This window comes from Bradyrhizobium sp. WSM2254 (genome assembly GCF_000472645.1).
Classification (GTDB): Bacteria; Pseudomonadota; Alphaproteobacteria; order Rhizobiales; family Xanthobacteraceae; genus Bradyrhizobium; species Bradyrhizobium niftali.
In genome coordinates this window covers 485,840-508,166 of the sequence record NZ_AXAB01000001.1, presented here as the reverse complement: position 1 = coordinate 508,166, position 22,327 = coordinate 485,840, and the positions used below count along the sequence as shown (strand labels likewise).

Sequence of the window (22,327 nt, the reverse complement as noted above, 5' to 3'; positions counted from 1 at the left end):
ACCGTCATGGCCGGGCTTGTCGTCCCCCCCATCCACGTTCTCTTCAGTAGCTCAGACGTGGATGCCCGGGACAAGCCCGGGCATGACGGGCAACTACCCCCGCAAGATCGTCCCCGCCGTCTCCAGCCCGCTCGCCAGCGCCGCCTCGACCGTGCCCATGTCGCGGCCGCGATAGAGCGCTTCGCCGGAGAACAGCACCGCTCCGTCGGCGCGCGCGAGTATCGTTTGCGCCGCGCGCGTCCGCGGCGTGGCCCAGGAATAGGCGCCGCGGGCGAAGCGATCGTGCCCCCAATTGGTCGCCGCAGCTGCGACGAGGTCGCGCGCGACCTCGTCGCGCGACAGGCCGAAGATGGCGGTGAGCGAACCGAGCCCAGCCTCGATCAACGCTTGCGGATCGAGGCCTTGCAGCTCCGCCGTCCGCGGGCCGCCGAACCAGCCGGTGAGCACGGGATGCTGCTCCGGATAACGCGTCCACCACACCGGGATGGTCTGGTCCGACAGCAGGAAGGTCATATCCGCAAGATCCGGCCCGCGCTCGCGCCACCATGGCCGCGCAAACCGCAGCAGGATCTTGACGACGTTGCCGAAGCCGATGTCGTCGGCAGCCGCCGCCTTTGCACGCACGCTCGCCGGAAGCGCGATCTCGCGCAGCAGCGGCAGCGGCACGGTGAGGATCGCGCGATCGCAGCGATGCACGTCGCCGCCGGCACCGCGAACGACCACCGCACCGCCCTCCTCCTCGATCGCCGACACCACGCAGCCAAGGCGGATCGTCACGCCATGCCGGCGGCACTCGGCTGCGAGAAAATCGATCAGCGCGCCGTAGCCGCCATTGATGCGCGCCTGCCTGTGGAGCCCGCCGTCCATCCATTCCTCGCGCAGCGCCAGCGTGGAGGCGCGCTCGGGATCGGCGGCATCGTAGCCCTCGACCATCCGCTCGATCGAATAGCGCAGGTGATCATACTCGGGTCCGGCAAAATGACGGCGCAGGAAATCGGCGACGGTGAGGTCTTCCTTCAAATCCCCGAGCACGGCATGCAGCTCCGCCTCGTGCGGATCGTCAGGGTCCTCGCGCGAAAAAATTGCGCCGTCAAACCTCCATAGCGTGCCTTCGATCTCCTGAAGGGACAGCCCCGCCTCGCCCAGCAGGGCGTGCGTCACCGGTGCCTCGCCATGGACGAATTCGGCGCCGCCATCGGCGGGGTAGCCGAACTCTGCCGCCGGCAGCGGATGGATGCGCCCGCCGCAGCGCTCGCGTGCTTCCAGGATCGTCACCCTCTTGCCGGCGCGCGCAAGCTCGCGCCCCGCCATCAGGCCAGCCGCGCCGGCGCCGACGATGACGATGTGCTCGGATTTGTCCGACATGCCGGCGCTTTACCTGACGAGGCCCTGCGGATCGTTCTTGATCAGGTACCGCAGCAGCAGCACACCGCCGCCGAGCTCGCGCGTGCTCTCCAGCGTCATCGCGGTGAGCGGCGCGCGCTTGTCGCTGTCTGAGTCCGTCGAGTCGAAGACGAAGGGGGCGCCCTTGGCGCCATCGATCGCCGGGCTGAGGATCAGATTGAATTCGTCGATGAGACCGGCGCGCAGGAACGCGCCATTGGCGACGCCGCCGCCTTCGACCAGCAGGCGCTTGACGCCGAGCTCGCGGTTGAGAATGTCGAGCGCCAGCGCGAGATCGATCTCCGACCTGCCGGCAAAGATGTAGGACACACCCTCGCCGCGCAGGCCTGCAAGGTGTGAAGCCGGCACGCCCTCGGTCAGCACCACCACGATCGGATCGCCGCCGATGTCGGAGCGGCCCCAGCCGATCTTGCCCTGCGCATCAAGCACGACGCCATAGGTCTTTGCATCACGCCGCGCAAACCACGGCTCTCGCGGAAACGTCTCGGCCGTTTCGGTGGGATAGGGCTTGCCCTTGGCGAACTCCGAGCCGGTGACGCGGCCGATGACCCAGGCATCGCCGCCGAGCTCGTCATGGATCGTCTCGAACCAGTCCGTGCCCGCGCCCTTCGGACGCCAGCGGCTGGGGTGTGTGCGGCCATCCAGGCTGGAGTGCATCAGACAGATGACATACGGCTTCATGCAAATCTCCGGACTGCGCTCAGGCCGCCGTTCCACTGCCGCCGCTCCCGGCGCGATCGTTGACGATCACCGCGAGCGGATTGAGCTTTGGCGGCGCGACGAGTTTCAGCGTGTTGGTGTCGTGATGATTGAACGGCGCGCCGCGGACGAACAACTCGGTCTGGATCAGATAGGTCCAGCTTCCGTCGTCGTTGAAGGTGATGTCGCAGCGGTAAGCATCGGTGCGGAAGGCCTGTTCCAGGAAGTCGGTCGAGCAGATCCCGTAAGCGGTGTCGCCGCGCTTCGCCGTGACGGAGATGGTCCTGTCATCAGGTCCGGCCTTGCCCGAGGCGAGCAGCACCTGCCCGCGCGGGATCGCCAGCGTCTGCATGATCAGCCCGGTCGCGGGCTCCCACAGCCAGTAGCCGACCTGGTCGTGGAAGGTGATGTCCTCCTCGGGCGTGTTGATGTGGATGTGATAGCGCAGGCCATAGAGCAGCTGCGGCCCGTTGGCCTGCGGATCGATCGGGTCCATCCGAATGCGCTCGATGAAGGTCCGCCGCTCCGGCCCCTCCGCCTTCGGATTGACGTCGATCCCCTTGTCCGCCTGCCACGTACCGGCGAGACGACGCAGCGGACCGAGATTGGCGAGACCGTCGGGTGAAACGTCCTCGGGCTCGGTGAAGATGTCGGCGGGAATAGGGAGCATGGGGGCCTCGCGGAAAGTTGCGGGGAGCAGCAATAGCACGGAGGCGGGAACGTGGCTCGTGCTCAAGCCTCACAATCGCGAATGGACATCCGCGCCACGCGCAGACGATCGTGGGCTTCCGGGGAATTCGCAAGGGAAAATGCGAAGCGCCGTCTCAATGGCTTGAGCCGAGAAGCGGAGCCGAACCGATTGGGTTCGGCTCCGTCGCCAGGACGGTTAGTGGCGGTGGTCGCGGACCTCCGGTTGATTGCGGTGGTCGCGGACGATGGTTTGATTGCGATGGTCGCGCACGACGGGCGGATCGCGATGGTCGCGGACGATGGTTAGCGCGTTCGCCGGCGCCACCACGTTTGCCAAAGCGATCGCCGCGAGAGCCACGAGGATGTAATTGCGCATGAGTCCTGTCCTTGCCTGGTGGCTCACCGCGAGCCACCCGACGACAAGCTAGATTGGCCAGCTCGAATGATATGTGCCGGCGATCACGCGCTGATTTGTCGATGCGCGGACACTCCGCCTCGCGCGGGTTCAGCCCGCCTTCGTCCCCGTGATGGCGGCAAGCGCCTCGACGAGCCGGTCGAGATCGGCCTCCTCGGTGTAGAGCGCCGGCGTCACGCGGATGCATTGGCCCTTGGCGACGCCCGCCCGGCGAACCGTCAGGACCTTGTAGCTGTCCCTGAGCTTCGCCACGGTGGCGTCGTTGTCGGCCTTGCTCGTCTTGCCGGCGAGGCGGAAGGACGTGATCGCACCATACAGGCCGGCCTCATCCGGCGTCAGGATCTCGATGTCCTTGAAGCCCCTGCTACGACTGACCCAGTAGTCGCGCAGGTAGCGCAGGCGGGCCTGTTTCGCCGCAGCGCCGATCTGCTGATGGAGTTCGACGGCCGCAGGCACCGTCAGCACCGTCGCAAAATTGACCGTGCCGGTGTGGACCCGCGAGCGGATGTCGGTTTCCGGAAAATCCTCGTCACCGAGGTCGCGATCGATGTCGGCGAGGCGATCCTTCTTGATGTAGAGGAAGCCCACGCCGACCGGCGCGCCGATCCATTTGTGCAGGTTGAAGCCGACGAAATCGACCTCGAGCTCACCCAGCCTGAAGTCCATCTGTCCCCAAGAATGAGCGGCGTCGAGGATGACATCGATGCCCTTCGCCTTGGCCATGCGGGCGATCTCGGCGACCGGCATGACGAGGCCGGTGCGATGGCTGACATGGGTGAGGAGGAGAAGCCTGGTCTTCGGATTCGCCTCGAAGGCGCGGGCATAGGCGTCGAGCACGGCCTGGCGGGTGGCCGGCTCGGGCACATCGAACTTGACCACGTCGACACCGCGGCGCGCCCTGAGCGCGTTCATCGCATACTGCATCGAATCGTAGTCGAGGTCGGCGTAGAGCACGCTGTCGCCGGGCTTCAGCCTGTTGTAGCCGCTGATGAGCAACTGGAGCGCTTCGGTCGCGCCGCGGGTGAGCGCGATTTCGCCGGGCGCCGCGCCGACCGCCTCCGCCACCTTGGCCCGCACGGCCTCGAAATCCGCACCCGCGCGCTGCCGCGCGTAGTAGGTGTTCTGATAGTTGACCATGTCGGACTGGCGGATGAACTCGCGCCTGACAGGCTCTGCCATGATGCCCCAGAAGCCGTTCTCCAGATTGACGACATCAGGCGTCACGGCATAGAGCCCCTTCACGGCCGTCCAATAGGCCATGTCGGTGGCGATTGCCGCCGCCGATCCGGTCAGTTGCGCCGGCAGGCCCTCGGCCGCAAAAGCCGGCGCCGCCAGCGGCGCGACGGCCGCGGCCGCGAGGCCCTTCAGAATCGACCGGCGGTCGGAAGAAATTGTCTTGATCAGCTGCATGTCCGTCCTCTGCGATGCGCGGCGAAAGGAGCAGCGATCGATGGAACTTCGATGACAGGGCGATGACGGTCTGATGATGCCGGGCGTTGTCCTGGCAGGGACTACGACCTGGTTGGCCGCGCGTGGCGCTTGAGCCTCCCAGGCGTGGCATGATCATCATTTGGATCGCCTTGGACGGCTTCCATCGGGACACGCTCTTGGCAGTTTGGACTATCCGGTGGCGCTGCGCCCCTTATCTCGAGTCACGACCAGATGATCGGCATGAACTTCAATTCTCTCCAGGAGGAACATCAATCCAACTAAGGGATTGGGATAGTGGTCTGTGGCGCGATACGCGTTTCGCGACATCCACCCGGAACGGCCCATCGTCGAGCGCGCGATCGGCGATGGGTCGGTTCTCGCGTTCAGGACCAACAGCTCAAAACGGCCAGCCGCTCATTTTGCGACGGATGCGAGGATTTGCGCGATGCTTTCGCGCGATCTTCCGGAAAGGGCCGTCTGGCGGCTGGAATGGTGCGCCATTCGGACTAAAATTACGAACTCGTATGTCATTGAAGCAACTATGTAATTTAAGGCGCCGGTGCCTGAACCGCGTGCGCGGATCTCATCATGGCCCTGGCAGCAACAGCAGTCCAACTTCCAGAAGCTCCTTCAAGGCCGCATTGTCCATGGCGTCGGCCAGCAACGCTTCGGCTTCGCGTTCTCGTCCTCCAGCGTCTTCAGCCGCTTGGCCTCCGACACCTCCATCCGGCCCACCTTCACTTTTCATTTGTAGATGCTGGCGTCGCTGACGCGATGCTTGCGGCAGATCGGCGACCGAAACGTCGGCCTCATGCTCTTTCAAAATTCCGATGATCTGCGCTTCCAACGTGCGGCGCATCATTGCCGCAATCCGCGTCGTAGCGTCGCATCATCCCGAACATTCCTTGCCAATCCCCAGCGCAAGTCTTTGACTTCTCCCAATAAAAAAGGGGCTGATCCGCCAAGGATCGCTATTCCAACGGGAGGAGGGAACCATGGCCAAATCAAACAAGGGCAATACTTCCAGCCGCCGGCGCTTTCTCAAGATCGCTGCTGCGGGGGCCGCCGCGACGGTAGCCGCGCCGACAATCGTTAGCGCGCAAGGCCCAATGAGCATGCGCTTTCAGAGCACTTGGCCGTCGAAGGATATCTTCCACGAATACGCGCTCGACTACGCCAAGACGGTCAACGACATGACCGGCGGCGACCTCAAGATCGAGGTGCTTCCCGCCGGCGCCGTGGTGCCCGCGTTTGGGCTGATCGATGCCGTGTCGAAGGGCACGCTCGACGGCGGCCACGGCGTGCTGGTCTACCACTACGGCAAGCAGAACGCGCTGGCGTTGTGGGGCTCGGGTCCGGGCTACGCCATGGACGCCAACATGCTGCTCGCCTGGCACAGGTGGGGCGGCGGCAAGGAGCTTCTCGCCAAACTCTATGCATCGGTCGGCCTGAACGTCGTGTCGTTCCCGTACGGACCGATGGCGACGCAGCCGCTCGGGTGGTTCAAGAAACCGGTCGCCAGCGCCGACGATCTCAAGGGCCTCAAATTCCGCACCGTCGGCATCTCGATTGACATGTTCACAGCCCTGGGCGCCGCGGTCAACGCGCTGCCCGGCGGCGAAATCGTGTCGGCGATGGACCGCGGCCTGCTCGACGCGGCCGAGTTCAACAACGCCTCGTCGGACCGCCCGCTTGGCTTCGCGGACGTCTCCAAGGTCTGCATGCTGCAGAGCTACCACCAGAACGCCGAGCAGCTCGAAATCACCTTCAACAAGACCAAGTACGACGCGCTGCCGGACAAGATGAAGGCGATCATTGCCAACGCAGTCAGCGCCGCCTCGCAAGAGATGCAATGGAAGGCGATCGACCGTTACTCGCAGGACTACATCGAGCTGCAGACCAAGGACAAGGTCAAATTCTACAAGACGCCGGACTCCATTCTCAAGGCGCAGCTCGAGATATACGACGAAATCGTCAAGAAAAAATCGGCGGAAAATCCGCTGTTCAAGGAAATCGTCGAATCGCAGATCGCGTTTGCCAGGCGTGCGACGCAATGGGAGCAGGACACCGTCGTCAACCGCAAGATGGCGTTCGACTACTACTTCGGGCCAAAAGGGACCGCGAAGAAGACCTGACGACATATTGAATCGGCAAGACACCGTTCGGGACGGCGACCGGACGGTCGCCTTGTCATTTCATTCTATCCTCGGATTAATCGGCGGCGACCAATGACCGTCCATAAATTTCTACTCGCCATTGACGAAATCAGCACCTGGTGCGGCAAGGCCGCGGCCTGGTTGATCATGTTGCTGATGGCCGTCGTCTGCGTCGAAGTGTTCAAGCGCTATATCATGAACATGCCGACGGCGTGGATCTTTGACCTTGAGAACATGCTGTACGGAAGCGCGTTTATGCTGTGCGGCGCCTACACGCTGGCGCAGAACGCCCATGTCCGCGGCGACTTCCTTTACAGCTCAATGCGACCGCGCATACAGGCGTCGCTGGACATCGTGCTCTATGCGGTTTTCTTTATCCCTGGTATCGCCGCCCTCATATACGCGGGCTTTGACTACGCTGCCGACTCGTGGCGGATCGCGGAGCATTCGAACGTGACGGCAGATGGGCCGCCGGTTTATCACTTCAAATCCGTGATCCCCATCGCCGGCGCGCTGGTGATGCTGCAAGGCGTCGCCGAGATCGTGCGTTGCGCCGTCTGCCTGAAGACCGGCGAATGGCCCAGCCGGCTGAGGGACGTCGCCGAGATCGACGTCATCGAGCAGCAGCTCGCCCACAGCGAATATGTCGATGAGGAAACGCGCAAGATCGCCATCGAGCGGGCGCATGAAATCGACGAGAGTGCGCGGCAGCGCGGCATGGGCGGGGACGTGAACACATGAGCGATCCGGCACTCGGGCTCTTGATGCTCACGCTCATCGTGGTTGTGATCATGCTGGGCTTCCCGACAGCGTTCACGCTGATGGGCCTGGGCATATTTTTTGGCTACATCGCGTTCTATGACCCGACGCATTCCTGGGCCGACAACCGCGTTTTCGATTTGATGGTTGAGCGCACCTACGGCGCGATGACCAACGACGTCCTGATCTCCATCCCGCTGTTCGTGCTGATGGGCTACGTGATGGAGCGCGGCGCGCTGGTCGACAGGATGTTCTACTCGATCCAGCTCGCGTTCCGCCGCGTTCCGGCTTCGCTTGCGGTCGCGACCCTGATCGTCTGCACGTTTTGGGGGATCGCGAGTGGCCTTGTCGGCGCGGTGGTGGTGCTGATGGGCGTCATCGCATTCAATCCCATGCTCAAGGCGGGGTACGACGTGAAGCTCGCCTCCGGCGTCATCACGGCGGGCGGCACGCTCGGCATTCTGATTCCGCCGTCGGTCATGATCATCGTCTATGCCGCGGTCGCCGGTCAGTCGATCGTCAAGCTGTACGCGGCGGCGATGTTCCCGGGCTTCTTTCTGTCGTTCCTGTATCTCATTTACATAGTCGCCTGGGCGATGATCAGTCCGAAGATCGCTCCGCGATTGCCGGAGGCCCAAACGAAGGTTCCGGTGCCGGCGTGGCTGTCGAAGTTCGAGGACAGCTATCGATCGCAAACGATCCTGATCTCGCTGATCAAGGGGCTGATCTCTCCGTCGCAGGCAACGCGAATCGACGCGGAAGGCCGTCCCGTCAGCTACTGGATGCTGCTCTCAAGCTTCGGTTACGCGCTGGTGCCGTTTACGATCGTCGCCGGCACGATGGCCACCATCTGGTGGTACGTGGTGATTCACCAGCAGGCTACCATCGAACTCGCGGTAACCGGCGTGCAGCAATTGGGCACGCCAGAGCTGGTGACGCACGAGGCCACGCCCGCTGAACTGGGGCCGGGGCTCCAATTCTACCTCTGGTTCTGGGGCATCGCGGCTGTTTGCGCGCTGTTGCAGGTCCGTTACTACTGGAGGTTCGACGCCGAGCGGCTTTCGATTGTGAAACTGCTGGCCTCGTCGACCATGCCGCTCGGCATTCTCACCGTCGTCGTGCTCGCCGTAATCCTGTTCGGAATCTGCACCGCGACCGAGTCCGCCGCCGTTGGCGCCTTTGGCGCATTCTTGCTGGCGCTGCAAGCCCGCACGCTCGACTGGAGGCGTACCAAGGAAGCGGTGTTCCTGACCGCGAAGACCACCGCGATGGTGTGCTGGCTCTTCGTCGGCTCGGCGCTGTTCTCGGCAGTGTTCGCAATTCTCGGCGGGCAGGCGCTGCTTGAGCGATGGGTACTCTCGCTCAACATGACACCGGTGCAGTTCATGCTCCTGTCGCAGGCGATCATCTTCGTGCTCGGCTGGCCGCTCGAATGGACCGAGATCATCATCATCTTCGTGCCGATCTTCCTGCCGATGCTGAGGCACTTCAACATCGACCCGATCCTGTGGGGGACGCTGGTGTTCGTAAACTTGCAGGCAGCGTTCCTGTCACCGCCGGTCGCGATGTCGGCGTTCTACCTCAAGGGCGTCGCACCGAAGCATGTCACGCTCAACCAGATCTTCGCCGGCATGATGCCCTACATGATGATCGTCATCCTGTGCATGGTCATCATGTACCTCTGGCCTGGCATGACGCTGTGGCTGCCGAACTATCTGTACGGGGGGTGAGGCGCAGCGGGGAGCTCCGGGCGCTAGTCACACGGAATGGTGCGCCACTCAAAGTAAAATTGCGAACTGCTATATAATTGAAATATCGATATGATTTTCTGGTTGCTCTTGATGGGGCCGGGCGCTCGAATGTTGAGCGCCATCAGCCGTATGGACCTCATCTCAGATGGAGCTTCCTCCGCGAGGGACGTTAGTTGGTATTGAATGGCCGAAAATTGCACGCAGACCGTGCGCTGCAATGGCTCGAGCTTGACGCAAGCCAACACGCCTCACACCGTGCGCGCAAGAACGATCGTTCCGAACAAGATAAGGGTCACGCCCGCCGCATAGCTCAGGCTTCGGCCGAACGGAAGCAGTTTCTCGCAGGCGACATAGAGTGCAATGGCGATGATCCAGAGCAAATTCATCACGCCGCTGACGAACAGCAATGCCATTAAGAACCAGCAGCAGCCGACGCAATAGCTGCCGTGGCGAAGTCCCATGCGGAATGCTCCGCTTCTGCCGACTTGCCAGTACCTGCTCAGGAACAGCAGCGGGCTTTGACAGTAGCGAAGACAGGCGCCCTTGAGCGGCGTGAACTGATAGAGCCCCGCGGCCAAAAGAAGAATGCCGCCCAGAATGGCGCTCGTACTTGCCATCGCCATCGACAGGAGCCAGGTACGTTCGAGCGCCCACTGCGCCAGGACCGCAACGAGACTGAACCCGGCCCATGCCAGGAGATAGCCGGCGAGAAAGATCCAGACCTCCATCGCGGCGCCAGATGTAGTCTCCTGCCTGCGCTTGACAGTCGCATACAACAGGACGGTGGGCGCCGCGCTCGGGACCATCATCGCGATCATCATCACCCACCACATTGCGAACAGCAGCACGGTATAGAGTGGCGTCCACGGCATTGGCGCCATGTCCGGCATGTCGGCCATCATCTCGGTGTCCATGCCGGCCCCGCTCGCCAGATAGGCCCAGGCCAGCGCCACCACCGCGGCGGTCCCGACAACCACGATCAGGCGGTCGCGCTTAAGCAGGTGTTCAAGCGCCAAATGCCCGCTCATCGGCTTTCCCCGGAAGAGGATGTCGCCCATCGATGGCTCGACTTTGGCGCAGCATCAGGCTGCGACTCCCTCGGGTGTCTGCACGACGGTCGCAAGCGAGCTGTGCGTGCCTTTGGTCTCGAAACTGATCGCCCCGGTCGAGCGGATGTTGGCGGACGCGACCTCGGCAGCCCTGTGCTCGAAACCCTCGGGCACCACCACCTGAATACGATGAGGAGAACCCGTCACCGGATTCTTGATCGGTTCGACCTCCGTCTCCAACACGCCCTTGGCGACGAGCTTGGCGACGCGTCCGTCCTTGTCGAAGGAAAATTCGAACGGCGCAAAGACGGGATCGTGGACGGTGGTCACGATCAGGCTGAGGATCTGGAACAGCGTGCCCTCGGCGGAATGCTTCCCGGAGAAGATGTCAAACAGCGCCTGGCGCTGTTCCGGCGTTGCGCGCTCATCGATGATCGGCTGCATTTTGCCGTTGCCTTCATGCAGCGCTCCCGGGAAATCGACGGTGGCCGCGAAGCACAAGCCATCGAGGTTGGTCCCCTCGAAATGTCCCTTGGTGATCCGCATGCCGACCAACCCCTTGCAATAGCCCTGAGTTGGCAGGGCATTGAAGTCGCATGGGCAGCCAAACGCGCAATTACAATTCTTGATCCATTCGCCTTCGAGACGCCAATCCGATGCAGCCATGACACATCTCCCAATGTGGGGGGACAAGGCAGCCGTTCGATAAGTCGACGTCAAAAAGGTGCGAGCGGGATCGAAATCCGATCAGAAGGCCGGCATCGCAAGGGAATCTGTTGACGCACTGCCATTTGCCGTCCCGATGGCGAAAAGCATATCAGCCGCGTCCTGGCGCGTACAGCGAACCCACACGGCAGAAACGGCAGCCGGATTGGTGGAAGTCCGAAGACGAGAGGAATGGTGCCCAGGGGCGGAATCGAACCACCGACACTGCGATTTTCAGTCGCATGCTCTACCAACTGAGCTACCTGGGCGTACCCGACGAGAGGGCGCAAGGCCCATCGAGCGGGCGGTTTATAGTGGGCTGAAGGCGGCCTGTCCACCCGGCTTTGCCAAGTGGCTGCGCCGGACGCGGCCCGGCTGTGTACAAGGTGGGCCGGGCTTGCTGTGGCTGGCGCGGGGTGCATCGGCCACCCCTATAAATTATTGATATTACTTGGCTATTCTTCTCCGTCCGCTTCGTCGTCGCGGCCGGGGATGACGTAGGAGCCTTTCAGCCAGCGGTTCAGGTCGACGTCGCGGCAGCGCGAGGAGCAGAACGGGTGGGTGGCCTGCACCGCAGGCTTGCCGCAGATCGGGCAGGTTTTGAGCGGCCCAGCGGGCTTTTTGACGTGGTCGTCCATGATGTCGGCAGCTTACCCGGGGTGAGAGAGTCTAGGAGCCTGTCGGCCAGGGGGTTCTGCGGGCGGACGCGCAGGCGTCGCGGCCCGGGTCCCGCGGGCCAATTCTACTGTGCATGGGGTTGTTTTCGAGATTTTTGTTCAGGCCCGCCCGAGCCGGCATTCGCGTTCACACGGCGGTGGCGTTGAGCCAGCCGAAGCGGATGGGAAAGCCTTCGCCGCCGAGCAGCGTCGTGGTCTCGTAGAGCGGCAGGCCGACGACGTTGCTGTAGGACCCCACCATCTTCACCACGAAGGAGCCGGCGATGCCCTGCACGGCGTAGCCGCCGGCTTTGCCGCGCCATTCGCCGGAGCCGATATAGGCCTGGATGTCGTCTTCCGACAGGCGCTTGAAGCGGACGCGGGTCTCGACCAGGCGCTGGCGGAAGGCCTCGCGCGGCGTGACGAGGCAGATCGCGGTGTAGACGCGGTGATTGCGGCCCGAGAGCAGCCGCAGGCACTGCGCCGCCTCGTCCACGAGGTTGGCCTTGGGCAGGATGCGGCGCCCGACCGCCACCACCGTGTCGGCGGAGAGGATGAAGGCGCCGCGCAATTCGTCGTCGAGCTGCACCGATTTCAGCGCCCCATCCGCCTTGGCCCGCGCGAGGCGATTGGCGCAGGCGCGCGGCAGCTCGCCCCGCTTCGGCGTCTCGTCGACGTCGGCCGGCCGGAGCGCGTCCGGCTCGATGCCGGCCTGGTTGAGCAGCGACAGGCGCCGCGGCGAACCGGAGGCAAGAACGAATTTGGGGCGACCGAGCATCAGGTGATTTGGGGGATGAAGCAGGGGGTGAATTGCGCGCGGAACCTATCGGAAGGGGGCTGATTTCACAACCCGGGAACCCGGACTTTGCTGATTCGACTGACTTCCGATGCGTGTGCCCGCGGTCTGTGACGCGGGTGTTACGGCGCGCGTCGCTATCCGCTCGCCGCGCCCACCTTCGCAAACCGCCGGCGGATGCGCATCAGGAGCTGGTCGCAGACGTCGCGGTAGGCGGCGAGCTTCTGGTCGCGGCTGCCTTCCATGGTGGTGGGGTCCTGGGTCGGCCAGTATTCGACGTCGGCGGCGAGCGTGCGGGTCAGCTCCAGCGCCTTGTGGTGCGCCTCCGGCGACAGCGTGATGATAAGGTCGAAATTCAGCCCCTCCCAGTCCTCCAGCTCCTCGAAGGTCTGCGGCCTGTGGGTGGAGATGTCCTGGCCGAGCTCGGCCATCACAGACACCGCAAACGGATCGAGCTCGCCGCGCCTCGCGCCGGCCGACTTGACGTAGAGGCCCTGCGGAAACATGTGCCGCAGCAGGCTCTCGGCCATCGGCGAGCGCACGCTGTTCATCGCACAGGCGAACAGCACCGATTGCGGATCGCGTGCGCGTGGCGGACCCGCCATCGCACCTAGCCTCTTTTGAAAGAGGGCATGGCCTTGTCGGAAAACCGCTGCACACTTTTCCGGGCCATGAAGCCTTTAGTCCTGCGCATGATCTGGTCCGAAAACCGGTGTCCACTTTTCGGGATCATGCGCCTAACCCTTCCAGTGCAGGACGGTGATGAGCGTGAACAGCCGGCGCGAGGTCTCGAAGTCGACCCGCACCTTGCCCTTCAGCCGCTCCTGGAGCGTGCGCGATCCCTCGTCATGGATGCCGCGGCGGCCCATGTCGATGGCCTCGATCTTGTCCGGGGTCGCGGTGCGGATCGCCTGGTAATAGCTGTCGCAGATCATGAAATAATCCTTCACGATCCCGCGGAACGGCCCCAGCGACAACAGATGCACGACCACGGGCGTGCTGTCCTCGCGGCGGATGTCGAACATCAGGCGGTTGCCGGTGATGCCGATATGCAGCGTGAACGGTCCCTTCCCGTCGGCACCGTCCGGCGCGAACAGGTTCTGCTCGATCAGGTCGTAGATCGCGATCGCGCGCTCATGCTCGATGTCGGGCCCGGAACGGCCGATCGATTCCTCGTCGAGGGTGACCGCGACGATGCGATTGTTGGAGTCGTCCTGTTCGGGCGGCTTTGTCATGACAGATTGAGGCGCAATCCAATCGAGCGCGAATGGGCGTCCAGCCCTTCCGCCTTGCCAAGCGTCATCGCGGCAGGTCCGAGGGCACGCAGCTGATCCGGACCGCATTTCAGGATCGAGGTACGCTTGATGAAGTCGTGCACCGAGAGGCCCGAGGAGAACCGCGCCGAGCGCGCCGTCGGCAGCACGTGGTTGGAGCCGCCGACATAATCGCCGATCGCCTCCGGCGTATGCGCGCCGAGGAACACCGCACCCGCATTGCGAACCTTTGCTGCGAGCGCGTCAGGGTCTGCGGTCATGATCTCGAGATGCTCGGCGGCAATCGCATCCGCGAGCGGGATGGCATCGTTGAGATTCTTCACCATGATGATGGCGCCGAAATCGGCCCAGGAGGCGCTCGCGATCGCAGTGCGCGGCAGTGTCTTCAGCTGCGCCTCGACCGCCTTCTCGACATCGGCGGCAAGGCGCGCTGAATCGGTGATCAGGATCGATTGCGCGCTCGTGTCGTGCTCGGCCTGCGCCAGCAGATCAGCGGCGATCCAGTCGGCATTGCCGGTGTCGTCGGCAATGACCAGCACCTCGGACGGGCCGGCGATCATGTCGATGCCGACCTTGCCGAACACCAGCCGCTTGGCGGCGGCGACATAGGCGTTGCCGGGGCCGACGATCTTTGCGACCGGCGCGATGGTGGCGGTGCCGTGCGCGAGCGCGGCGACGGCCTGCGCGCCGCCGACGCGGTAGATCTCGGTGACGCCGCCCAGCTTTGCCGCCGCCAGCACCAGCGGATTGAGCTTGCCGTCGGGCGCGGGCACCACCATCACGAGGCGCGAGACGCCGGCGACCTTCGCGGGCACCGCGTTCATCAGCACCGAGGACGGATAGGCCGCAGTTCCCCCGGGCACGTAGAGGCCGGCGGACTCGATCGCGGTGTAGCGCCAGCCGAGCTCGACACCGAGCGGGTCGGTGAAGCGCTCGTCGTTCGGGAGCTGGCGCCGATGGTAGGTCTCGATGCGGTCGCGTGCGAGCTTGAGCGCATCCAGCGTCGCGGCATCGCAGACCTTTTCCGCGGCCTCGATCTCGGCGGCCGAGATGCGAAGGCCGGATGCGTCCAGCGTCAGCCGGTCGAACTTTGCCGTGGCCTCGAGCAGGGCCGCGTCGCCGCGCTTCGCCACGTCGTCGACGATCGCGCGCGCGGCGGCCTCCACGTCGGCCGAGACCTCGCGCTTGGCGGCGAGGAAGGCCGCGAATCGCTGGTCAAAATCGGCGCTGCTGCGGTCGAGGCGAACGGGCATGTCTGGCTTGGCTTCTGGCTGGTTTCTCGGGGCGGATTGGCGCACCAGGTCCCCTGCTCAATGGCGCGGCGGCCTCCCGCCGTCAACCCTTGGAAGGTGTCGTCGTTTTCGGTCGTCGTCCTGCTTTGACGTCGTCCTGGCGAAAGCCAGGACCCATTACCCCAAGTCTTTGTTATTGAACCAGGATGTGACCCCAGCCCACTCTATCATAGCCGCCGGTGGCTATGGGTCCTGGCTTTCGCCAGGACGACGGCTGAGGGTTTGACGCGGTATGCCCATCCTCACCCCTCCCCCTCGATCCCCGCCCCCAGTTCGTCCGCCCCGAGATCGGTCAGCTCGCATTCCAGGCATTCGACATCGAGGCGGATGGCGCCGCCCTGGGCGAACAAGAGCAGAGCGCTGCCGCCGGGCTCCTCGTCCCGGCCGTCCTGGGAGTGAAACTCGATCCCGACGAGGTCCAGAACCTTGTCCGGAGCTCCGATGTCGATGTTGCGCGATTTGCAGGCAAGCACGCGGTCAAAGCGGAGCGCGGCGACCAGCCGGCGCGGCTCGGCCTCGCCGTCCAGCGTCTGCTCCCAGTCCAGCCGGCTCATGCCGACCACCAGCCGCTTCTCGCTCTGCCGCCAGATAATGTCGGCGGCCTGCACCCGGGCATCCTGCACATGGGTGGAGATCACGGCGAGATCGTCGGCATCGAGCGCGATCAGTTTGAGCTGGGGCGACATCGCCGGCATTTCTCCTCGGGGGCGGATACGGCCCAACGCGCGCGGCCGCGGAAATTTCCCTAGACCTAACAACCCGGCGGACTAGAGACTATTGATATCCTCCATCTCCAGCACCTTGCGCGGATACCCCTGCCGGGCGACGTGGATCATGGCGCGGCCCATTTGCTCGGTGGAGGTGACGAGCCGCGGCGAAATCCGGCGCAGCACCGACCAGAGTGGCCAGGTTGCGGTATACACGGCCTGCACCCAGGCGGTCTTGGAGCGGGCACCATGCAGGGGCTGGATCGCGCCGGGCCGGAACATGTAGGCGCCCTTGAACGGCAGCTTGAGCAGATCGTTCTCGGTCTTGCCCTTGATCCGCGCCCACATCCGCGGGCCCTGCTCGGTGGAGTCGGTGCCGGCGCCGGTGACATAGGTGAAGATCATCTGCGGATTGAGTCTCGCCAGCGTCGTCGCAGCGGCGAGCGTGAGATCGTAGGTGAGATGACGGTAGCGCTCCTCGTTCATGCCGATCGAGGAGACGCCGAGGCAGAAGAAACAGGCGTCGAAGCCGGTGAGCTGAGACTCGATCGCCGAATAATCCAGGAAATCGTCGTGGATGATCTCGGTGAGCTTGGCGTTGCGCACGCCGGTCGGGCTGCGGCCGACCACGAGCACGCGGTCGATGCCGGCATCGACCAGGCACTCGCGCAAGACGCCCTGCCCGACCATGCCGGTCGCGCCAAAGATGATGATTTTCATCGGGACGTCCCCAACAGTGTCGCGGCTCATGCGGCGACCACGATCTCGTCGAAGGATACACCGGTCAGCGTTGCCGAGACATCCCACAGCATGGCCGCCGCAGCGAAATCCTTGGCCTGCGGCATGATCTTCGCCGGCGCTGGCGGCCCCTTCAATTCGTAGAACCCGTTCGGACCGTAATAGCCGCCGGCCTCGGCCGCTGGAGATGTCGCTGCGAACAGCGTGGGCAGCGCGCCCTCGGCAGCGGACTGGCTGATCAAGGGTTGGAGCCACCGTCCCACCCGCCACGAGAGGGTGTTGGCGCCCGGCCCGTTCGAAATGAGATCGGTCCGCGCGTAGCCGGGATGGGCGGCAAGGCTCGTCACGCCCCAGCCGGCCGCGCGGCTGCGACGCTGCAACTCCAAAGCAAACATCAGCATCGCCAGCTTGGACTGGCAATAGGCCCGCCACGGGCGATAGGAACGCTTGCCTTGCAGATCATCGAAATTGATCGCGCCGGAGCGGTGCGCAAGGCTCGAGAGATTGACGACACGAGACGCCTTCGCCCGGCGAAGCTGCGGCAACAGGCGCGCCGTCAGCGCGTAGTGTCCGAGATAATTGGTGCCGAGCTGCATCTCGAAGCCATCCTCGGTCTGCTGCCGTTTCGGCAGCGCCATCACGCCGGCATTGTTGACGAGGAGGTCGAGCTGCTCGTTGCCGGCGGCAAAGCGCCTGGCGAAATCGGCGACGGAGGACAGGCTGGCGAGGTCGAGATGCTCGTAAGCGATCAGCGCATTGGGAAACCGCTCGCAAATGCCCTCGATTGCCCGCAGGCCCTTTGCGTCGTTGCGTCCGGTGAGTATGACAATGGCACCGGCGCCCGCCAGCGCCATCGCCGTCTCGTAGCCGAGCCCGCCCGTCGCGCCGGTCACGACGGCGGTCCTGCCGCTGAGGGAGGGGATGTCCGCCGTGGTCCAGTCAGTCATGCCGTAACTCCAGGCTATCGGGGGCTGGAAAAAGGCCCGCGACCGGTCCAAATGTGCACTAAGTGCAAATTTGCAAGAGGTGAAATAATTTGAAGGCTTCGAAGCACGCCAGGAAACGCGCCAAGCCCTTGTCCTCCGGAGAAAAATCGCCGGCGGGGCCCGGCCTGCGCGAGCGCAAGCAGCAGCAGACCCGCGAGCGGCTGAAGCGTGCGGCGATGGCGCTGTTCCTGGAGCGCGGCTTCGAAGCCGCGACCATCGACGACATCGCGGCCGCTGCCGATGTCTCGCGCCGCAGCTTCTTCCATTATTTCGCCTCGAAAGAGGACGTGGTCGCCGCCTGGCAGGAGGACGCCGCGGCCGCGCTGGTCGCCGGGATTCTCGCACGGCCTGCGGACGAATCCATGCTGACGGCGGCGGAGAATGCGATCGCGGCGGCGGTCAAACGGATCGATCCGACCGAAGCGGCTGCGATGTCGCGGCTCAAGCGCGACAATCCCGCGCTCCACGCGCGCGACCAGCTCAAATACGAAAAGCTCGAGCGCACCCTCGCGGACGGGCTTGCGCAGCGCGCCGGCCGCAAATCGGACCGGCTGAAGGCGCGGCTCGTTGCCATGATCGCCACCGGCGCGATGCGCGTCGGCGGCGAGAGCTGGATCGGCGAAGGTGCGCGGGAGAAGCCGGAAGCTTTCGTGAAGCGCACGTTCGATGCGGTCAGGGCGATCCTGAAGTGACGTTCTTCCCCTCTCCCCCTGCGGGAGAGGGTGGCTCGCCGCATAGCGGCGAGACGGGTGAGGGGNTGTCTCCGCGAAAGAACCTCTTTCGTTCGGACTCGTGGATAGAACCCCTCATCCGGCGCTTCGCGCCACCTTCTCCCGCAAGGGGAGAAGGAAAGACGACTCAATCCCTGAAAAACGCCAGCAGGTCGGCGTTGATGGTCTCGGCGTGGGTGGTCGGCATGCCGTGGGGGAAGCCCTTGTAGGTCTTCAGGATGCCCTTCTTGAGCAGCTTGGCGGACAACGGCGCGGAATCGGCGTAAGGCACGATCTGGTCGTCGTCGCCGTGCATCACCAGCACGGGCACGTTGATCTTCTTGAGATCCTCGGTGAAGTCGGTCTGCGAGAATGCGACGATGCCGTCGTAATGCGCCTTGGCGCCGCCCATCATGCCTTGGCGCCACCAGTTCTGGATCACCGCTTCCGACGGTTTGGCGCCGGGACGGTTGTAGCCGTAGAAGGGACCTGCGGCGATGTCGCGGTAGAAGGCCGAGCGGCCGGCGGCGAGCTGGACCTGGAAGTCGTCGAACACGCTCTTCGGCAGGCCGCCGGGATTGGCCGCGGTCTGCACCATCAGCGGCGGCACCGCGGAGAGGATCGCCGCCTTCGCCACCCGGCTCTCGCCGTGGCGCGCGATGTAGTGCACGACCTCGCCGCCGCCGGTGGAATGGCCGACGTGGATGGCGTTCTTCAGGTCGAGATGCGCGGTGACCGCCGCAAGATCGTCGGCATAGTGATCCATGTCGTGACCGTCGGCGACCTGCGCCGAGCGGCCGTGGCCGCGGCGGTCATGGGCGATGACGCGGTAGCCGCGGGTGACGAAGAACATCATCTGCGCGTCCCAATCGTCCGATGACAGCGGCCAGCCATGGCTGAACACGATCGGCTGGCCCGAGCCCCAGTCCTTGAAAAAAATCTCGACGCCGTCCTTGGTGGTGATGGTGGGCATGGTGGGGCTCCTTTCAGTGGGACGTCATTCCGGGGCGCGCGCCCGCGCGAACCCGGAATCTGGAAATTGTCGCGCGAGATTCCCGGTGCGCAATTGCGCACCGTGGCTCATCGCTGCGCGGTGCCCCGGAACGACGAGGGATCGTGCGATCAGGCAAACGTCATCGGCTTGAAGCGGCGCCAGGCGCCGATGGTCAGCACCACGAAGAACACCAGCACGATGCCCTGCACCACGGCGAACACCGGGCCGGACGGCGGCGCCGGCGGCACGGCGGGCGCGAGCGCGGCGAGCGCCGGCACCTTCAGGAACGACTGGATCACCAGCACGAAGACGTTGAAGTACAGCGAGATCATCGCGGTCACGATGTAGACCGGACGCCAGACGCCCGCGAGCTTCATGCCGTAGAGCGCGATGCAGGCGATCGCGAGCAGCACCAGCGAGATGATGCCGATGATGTGCGAGGGCAGCAGCTCCTTGAACGGAAACAGGAAGCCGGTCGCGCTGGTGAGGATCGTGAACAGCAGGAAGATCGCGGTGAGGCCCGGCATCGGCTTCGAGCCGAGCAGGCCGAACATGACGACAAGGCCGGCGACGATGGCGATCAGGCTAATGATGACATGGACCAGCGTAAGGGCGGGCAAGCTCAACCCAAGAACCATGACATCTCTCCTTCTCTTTTACTCTGCATTGAGACGGAGATTAGTATTACGGTCCTCATCGGATGGCTACATGCGCAATGTCACAGGCTCGTGCGGAGCCATGCGTCGTCGTGCGAATCGACAAACGCATGGCTGAATTTTTTGCATCGCTGTCACAAACGACGGCAGTTGTAGCCATCCGGGCTACGAGCTTTCAGGTCTTCGACGAAAGTTGAATCGAATTTGGCGAGGCGCTTCGCGACTCACACTTCCTTGGTGTCGAAGATCAGCAGGTCGGCGCCGCCACTGGCGAATTTCGGCACGTCGCCTGCGGCCGCCTTGCCTTCCGCGCTGCCGAAGGCAGCCTGGATGTCGGCCACGCTGTTGAAGCTGAGGATGGCGACGAGGTGGATCCCGGAAGGTCCTGCGGGGGAGCCGACCGGCCCCGTGCTGACGGCGTATTTCTTCAGGCCGGGCAATTTCTTGGCGAGCGGAATGTGAGTCTCGGCATAATGCTTGTCGAAGGCGGCAGCGTCCTTGGGCGTCTTGTAGAGCACGACGAGTTCGGCCATTTAGTCCTCCCTTGAAACTTGTTGGTAGATCCTCATGGTGAGGAGGCGCGTCAGCGCCGTCTCGAACCATGAAGGCCCGGCTTTGGCAGCTGGGCCTCGATCCTTCGAGACGCGCTTAGGCGCGCTCCTCAGGATGAGGGGATAGTCTGTGGGACACGTCAGGATGGCAAGCCATAATCCGCTTGCCATCTGCTTGTCTTGTCCTTGACTAAAGCGCCGGTTTTGCGGCGTCGCCGAGATAGCCGTGCAGGGAGGCAACGACCTGCGCGCCCTCGCCGATGGCGCCGCCGACGCGCTTGACCGAGCCGGAGCGGACGTCGCCGACGGCATAGACGCCGGGCACTGAGGTCTCGAGCGGCGCGACCAGCCGGCCCAAATTCTGCTCGGACTGCGCGCCTGTGACGACGAAGCCGCCGCGATCGAGCGTCACGCCGCAGCCGTCGAGCCAGCCGGTGGCGGGATCGGCGCCGACGAACAGGAAGAGATTGCGGATGTCGGCGAAATCCTCGTCGCTCGACAGCCGGCTCTTCCAGCGGATGCGCCGCAGCAGCGAGGCCTCGTCGCCCTCGAGCGCCGTGATCTCGGTGTTGAACATCAATTCGATGTTCGGCGTGGCTTCGATGCGCTCGATGAGATAGCGCGACATACTGGCACCGAGACCGCCGCCGCGAATGATCATCAGCACCTTCTTGGCGTGACCCGACAGGAACACGGCGGCCTGGCCCGCCGAATTGCCGGCGCCGACGAGCGCAACCTCCTCGCCGGCGCAGAGCCGCGCCTCGACCGGGGACGCCCAGTACCAGACGCCGCGGCCCTCGAACGTGTCGAGATTTGCGATCTCCGGCCGGCGATAGCGCGCGCCGCTCGCCACCACCACCGCGCGCGAGCGCAATGTGTCGCCGCAATCCAGCGCGAGCGCGAAGGTGCCGGCACGGCGCGAACAGTCCAGCGACTTCACCGACATCGGGATCATGATCTCGGCGCCGAACTTCTGCGCCTGGGTGAAGGCGCGGCCGGCCAGGGCCTGACCCGAGATGCCGGTCGGAAAGCCGAGGTAGTTCTCGATCCGCGCGCTGGCGCCGGCCTGGCCGCCGAAGGCGCGGGTGTCGACGACCGCGACCGAGAGACCTTCGGAGGCCGCGTAGACCGCGGTCGCGAGCCCTGCCGGCCCGCAGCCGACGATCGCGACGTCGTAGATCCGATCGTCCTTCGCTCCGCCGATCATGCCGATGGCGCGGCCGAGCTCGATCTCGCTGGGATTGCGCAGCACGCTGCCGTCGGCGGTGACGACCAGCGGCCAATCCTCCGGCTTCGGCGAATAACGCGCGATCACCTCGGCCGCGTCGTGCTCGCTGTCGGCATCGAGCAGATGATGCGGCTGGCCGTTGCGGGTGAGGAAGCCCTGCAGGCGCACCACGCCGGCGGAGTTCGACGGCCCGATCAGCACCGGGCCACCGACGCCGCCCTGGATCAGGCTGACCCGGCGCAGGATCAGCGCGCGCATGATGCGCTCGCCGAGCTCGGCTTCGGCGACCAGCAGGGCGCGCAGCCGGTCCGGCGGGATCAGGAGCACCTCGACATCGCCCTCGGCGCGGCCGTCGACCAGCGCCGGCCTGCCCGAGAGCTGGCCGAGCTCGGCCAGGAACTGGCCGGGCCCCTGGTCGATGATCGGGGTGACATGACCGAGCCCGTCGCGCTGGGTGATGGCGACGTGGCCCTTCAGGATGACGAACATGCCGGGTCCCGGCTTGCCGGTCTCGAACAGCAGCTCGCGATCCGAATAGGTGCGGAGCTCGCCGAAATGCCTGATGCGCTCGATCTCGGCCGAAGTCAGCGCCGGAAAGGTCTGCTCGGGGCGCGTGAACCGCGACATCAGCGCGTCACGCTCGGTTGGTTGCTGTCCGTCTTGCCCCATGGCCACGTCGC

Annotated in this window: 23 protein-coding genes, 1 tRNA gene and 1 pseudogene; 4 read left to right on the top strand and 21 right to left on the bottom strand. The window is 64.5% G+C overall.

What is annotated here, in order from left to right; genetic code table 11:
- Nucleotides 1–93: 93 nt before the first annotated feature.
- From A3M7_RS0102390 to A3M7_RS0102365, 6 genes and pseudogenes are all read right to left on the bottom strand, one after another.
- Nucleotides 94–1,365, bottom strand: coding sequence for an NAD(P)/FAD-dependent oxidoreductase (locus A3M7_RS0102390; protein WP_027542484.1), 1,272 nt, complete (start codon nucleotides 1,363–1,365; stop codon nucleotides 94–96).
- Between the two features lie 9 nt (nucleotides 1,366–1,374).
- Nucleotides 1,375–2,085 carry a RibD family protein gene (locus A3M7_RS0102385; protein ID WP_027542483.1) on the bottom strand — a complete coding sequence of 237 codons (711 nt, stop codon included), beginning with the start codon at nucleotides 2,083–2,085 and terminating at the stop codon, nucleotides 1,375–1,377.
- A 19-nt stretch (nucleotides 2,086–2,104) separates the two neighbouring features.
- Nucleotides 2,105–2,773 carry an FABP family protein gene (locus tag A3M7_RS0102380; protein ID WP_027542482.1) on the bottom strand — a complete coding sequence of 223 codons (669 nt, stop codon included), beginning with the start codon at nucleotides 2,771–2,773 and terminating at the stop codon, nucleotides 2,105–2,107.
- A gap of 216 nt (nucleotides 2,774–2,989) precedes the next feature.
- The gene (locus A3M7_RS49435; protein WP_027542481.1) at nucleotides 2,990–3,169 is read right to left on the bottom strand and encodes a hypothetical protein; all 180 of its coding nucleotides are present in this window, start codon (nucleotides 3,167–3,169) and stop codon (nucleotides 2,990–2,992) included.
- Between the two features lie 129 nt (nucleotides 3,170–3,298).
- On the bottom strand, nucleotides 3,299–4,618 hold the full coding sequence (locus tag A3M7_RS0102370) for an aminotransferase class V-fold PLP-dependent enzyme (RefSeq protein ID WP_027542480.1): 1,320 nt from the start codon (nucleotides 4,616–4,618) through the stop codon (nucleotides 3,299–3,301).
- A gap of 640 nt (nucleotides 4,619–5,258) precedes the next feature.
- Nucleotides 5,259–5,498: pseudogene (locus A3M7_RS0102365) on the bottom strand (transposase); the annotation flags it as partial.
- Nucleotides 5,499–5,634: 136 nt separating this feature from the next.
- On the opposite strand from A3M7_RS0102365, the gene A3M7_RS0102360 reads away from it, so the two are divergent.
- From A3M7_RS0102360 to A3M7_RS0102350, 3 genes are all read left to right on the top strand, one after another.
- On the top strand, nucleotides 5,635–6,774 hold the full coding sequence (locus A3M7_RS0102360; RefSeq protein WP_027542479.1) for a TRAP transporter substrate-binding protein: 1,140 nt from the start codon (nucleotides 5,635–5,637) through the stop codon (nucleotides 6,772–6,774).
- 93 nt (nucleotides 6,775–6,867) lie between these two features.
- Complete coding sequence (locus A3M7_RS0102355; protein ID WP_027542478.1) at nucleotides 6,868–7,536, top strand: TRAP transporter small permease subunit; 669 nt, start codon at nucleotides 6,868–6,870, stop codon at nucleotides 7,534–7,536.
- Nucleotides 7,533–9,284, top strand: coding sequence for a TRAP transporter large permease subunit (locus A3M7_RS0102350; protein ID WP_027542477.1), 1,752 nt, complete (start codon nucleotides 7,533–7,535; stop codon nucleotides 9,282–9,284). The genes A3M7_RS0102355 and A3M7_RS0102350 overlap by 4 nt, the downstream gene beginning before the upstream one ends.
- A gap of 269 nt (nucleotides 9,285–9,553) precedes the next feature.
- Here A3M7_RS0102350 and A3M7_RS0102340 read toward each other — a convergent pair whose 3' ends face one another.
- The 11 genes from A3M7_RS0102340 to A3M7_RS0102290 form a co-directional block, all read right to left on the bottom strand.
- Complete coding sequence (locus A3M7_RS0102340) at nucleotides 9,554–10,363, bottom strand: DUF2182 domain-containing protein (protein WP_245284186.1); 810 nt, start codon at nucleotides 10,361–10,363, stop codon at nucleotides 9,554–9,556.
- 24 nt (nucleotides 10,364–10,387) lie between these two features.
- Entirely contained in the window at nucleotides 10,388–11,020 is a 633-nt protein-coding gene (locus A3M7_RS0102335) for a DUF1326 domain-containing protein (RefSeq protein ID WP_027542474.1), read from the bottom strand.
- 232 nt (nucleotides 11,021–11,252) lie between these two features.
- Nucleotides 11,253–11,328: transfer RNA gene (locus A3M7_RS0102330), tRNA-Phe, on the bottom strand.
- A 186-nt stretch (nucleotides 11,329–11,514) separates the two neighbouring features.
- A complete protein-coding gene (gene yacG, locus A3M7_RS0102325) occupies nucleotides 11,515–11,697 on the bottom strand; it encodes a DNA gyrase inhibitor YacG (RefSeq protein WP_027542473.1) in 183 nt (60 codons plus the stop codon).
- A gap of 166 nt (nucleotides 11,698–11,863) precedes the next feature.
- Nucleotides 11,864–12,493: a Maf-like protein gene (locus A3M7_RS0102320; RefSeq protein WP_027542472.1), complete on the bottom strand. Its 630-nt coding sequence runs from the start codon at nucleotides 12,491–12,493 to the stop codon at nucleotides 11,864–11,866.
- Nucleotides 12,494–12,648: 155 nt separating this feature from the next.
- Nucleotides 12,649–13,116, bottom strand: a complete 468-nt coding sequence (locus A3M7_RS0102315) for a low molecular weight phosphatase family protein (protein WP_027542471.1) — start codon at nucleotides 13,114–13,116, stop codon at nucleotides 12,649–12,651.
- A gap of 132 nt (nucleotides 13,117–13,248) precedes the next feature.
- On the bottom strand, nucleotides 13,249–13,746 hold the full coding sequence (locus A3M7_RS0102310; protein ID WP_027542470.1) for a UPF0262 family protein: 498 nt from the start codon (nucleotides 13,744–13,746) through the stop codon (nucleotides 13,249–13,251).
- Nucleotides 13,743–15,038 carry a histidinol dehydrogenase gene (gene hisD / locus A3M7_RS0102305; protein ID WP_027542469.1) on the bottom strand — a complete coding sequence of 432 codons (1,296 nt, stop codon included), beginning with the start codon at nucleotides 15,036–15,038 and terminating at the stop codon, nucleotides 13,743–13,745. Before hisD ends, A3M7_RS0102310 begins: the two co-directional genes overlap by 4 nt.
- Before the next feature lie 281 nt (nucleotides 15,039–15,319).
- The gene (locus A3M7_RS0102300) at nucleotides 15,320–15,763 is read right to left on the bottom strand and encodes a DUF2948 family protein (RefSeq protein ID WP_027542468.1); all 444 of its coding nucleotides are present in this window, start codon (nucleotides 15,761–15,763) and stop codon (nucleotides 15,320–15,322) included.
- An 81-nt stretch (nucleotides 15,764–15,844) separates the two neighbouring features.
- The gene (locus A3M7_RS0102295; protein ID WP_027542467.1) at nucleotides 15,845–16,504 is read right to left on the bottom strand and encodes an NAD-dependent epimerase/dehydratase family protein; all 660 of its coding nucleotides are present in this window, start codon (nucleotides 16,502–16,504) and stop codon (nucleotides 15,845–15,847) included.
- A gap of 26 nt (nucleotides 16,505–16,530) precedes the next feature.
- Nucleotides 16,531–17,469, bottom strand: a complete 939-nt coding sequence (locus A3M7_RS0102290; protein ID WP_027542466.1) for an SDR family oxidoreductase — start codon at nucleotides 17,467–17,469, stop codon at nucleotides 16,531–16,533.
- Nucleotides 17,470–17,558: 89 nt separating this feature from the next.
- Here A3M7_RS0102290 and A3M7_RS0102285 point away from each other — a divergent pair, with 89 nt between their 5' ends.
- Entirely contained in the window at nucleotides 17,559–18,200 is a 642-nt protein-coding gene (locus A3M7_RS0102285; protein ID WP_027542465.1) for a TetR/AcrR family transcriptional regulator, read from the top strand.
- A 166-nt stretch (nucleotides 18,201–18,366) separates the two neighbouring features.
- On the opposite strand, the gene A3M7_RS0102280 is transcribed toward A3M7_RS0102285, so the two are convergent.
- The 4 genes from A3M7_RS0102280 to A3M7_RS0102260 all read right to left on the bottom strand — a co-directional run bounded on the left by A3M7_RS0102280 (nucleotide 18,367) and on the right by A3M7_RS0102260 (nucleotide 22,316).
- Nucleotides 18,367–19,191: an alpha/beta fold hydrolase gene (locus A3M7_RS0102280; RefSeq protein ID WP_027542464.1), complete on the bottom strand. Its 825-nt coding sequence runs from the start codon at nucleotides 19,189–19,191 to the stop codon at nucleotides 18,367–18,369.
- A gap of 149 nt (nucleotides 19,192–19,340) precedes the next feature.
- On the bottom strand, nucleotides 19,341–19,850 hold the full coding sequence (locus A3M7_RS0102275) for a hypothetical protein (protein ID WP_027542463.1): 510 nt from the start codon (nucleotides 19,848–19,850) through the stop codon (nucleotides 19,341–19,343).
- A gap of 242 nt (nucleotides 19,851–20,092) precedes the next feature.
- Nucleotides 20,093–20,401, bottom strand: coding sequence for an EthD family reductase (locus tag A3M7_RS0102270; RefSeq protein ID WP_027542462.1), 309 nt, complete (start codon nucleotides 20,399–20,401; stop codon nucleotides 20,093–20,095).
- Nucleotides 20,402–20,609: 208 nt separating this feature from the next.
- Nucleotides 20,610–22,316 (bottom strand): FAD-dependent oxidoreductase, encoded by a 1,707-nt coding sequence (locus tag A3M7_RS0102260; protein WP_027542460.1) that lies wholly within the window; start codon nucleotides 22,314–22,316, stop codon nucleotides 20,610–20,612.
- Nucleotides 22,317–22,327 lie beyond the last annotated feature (11 nt).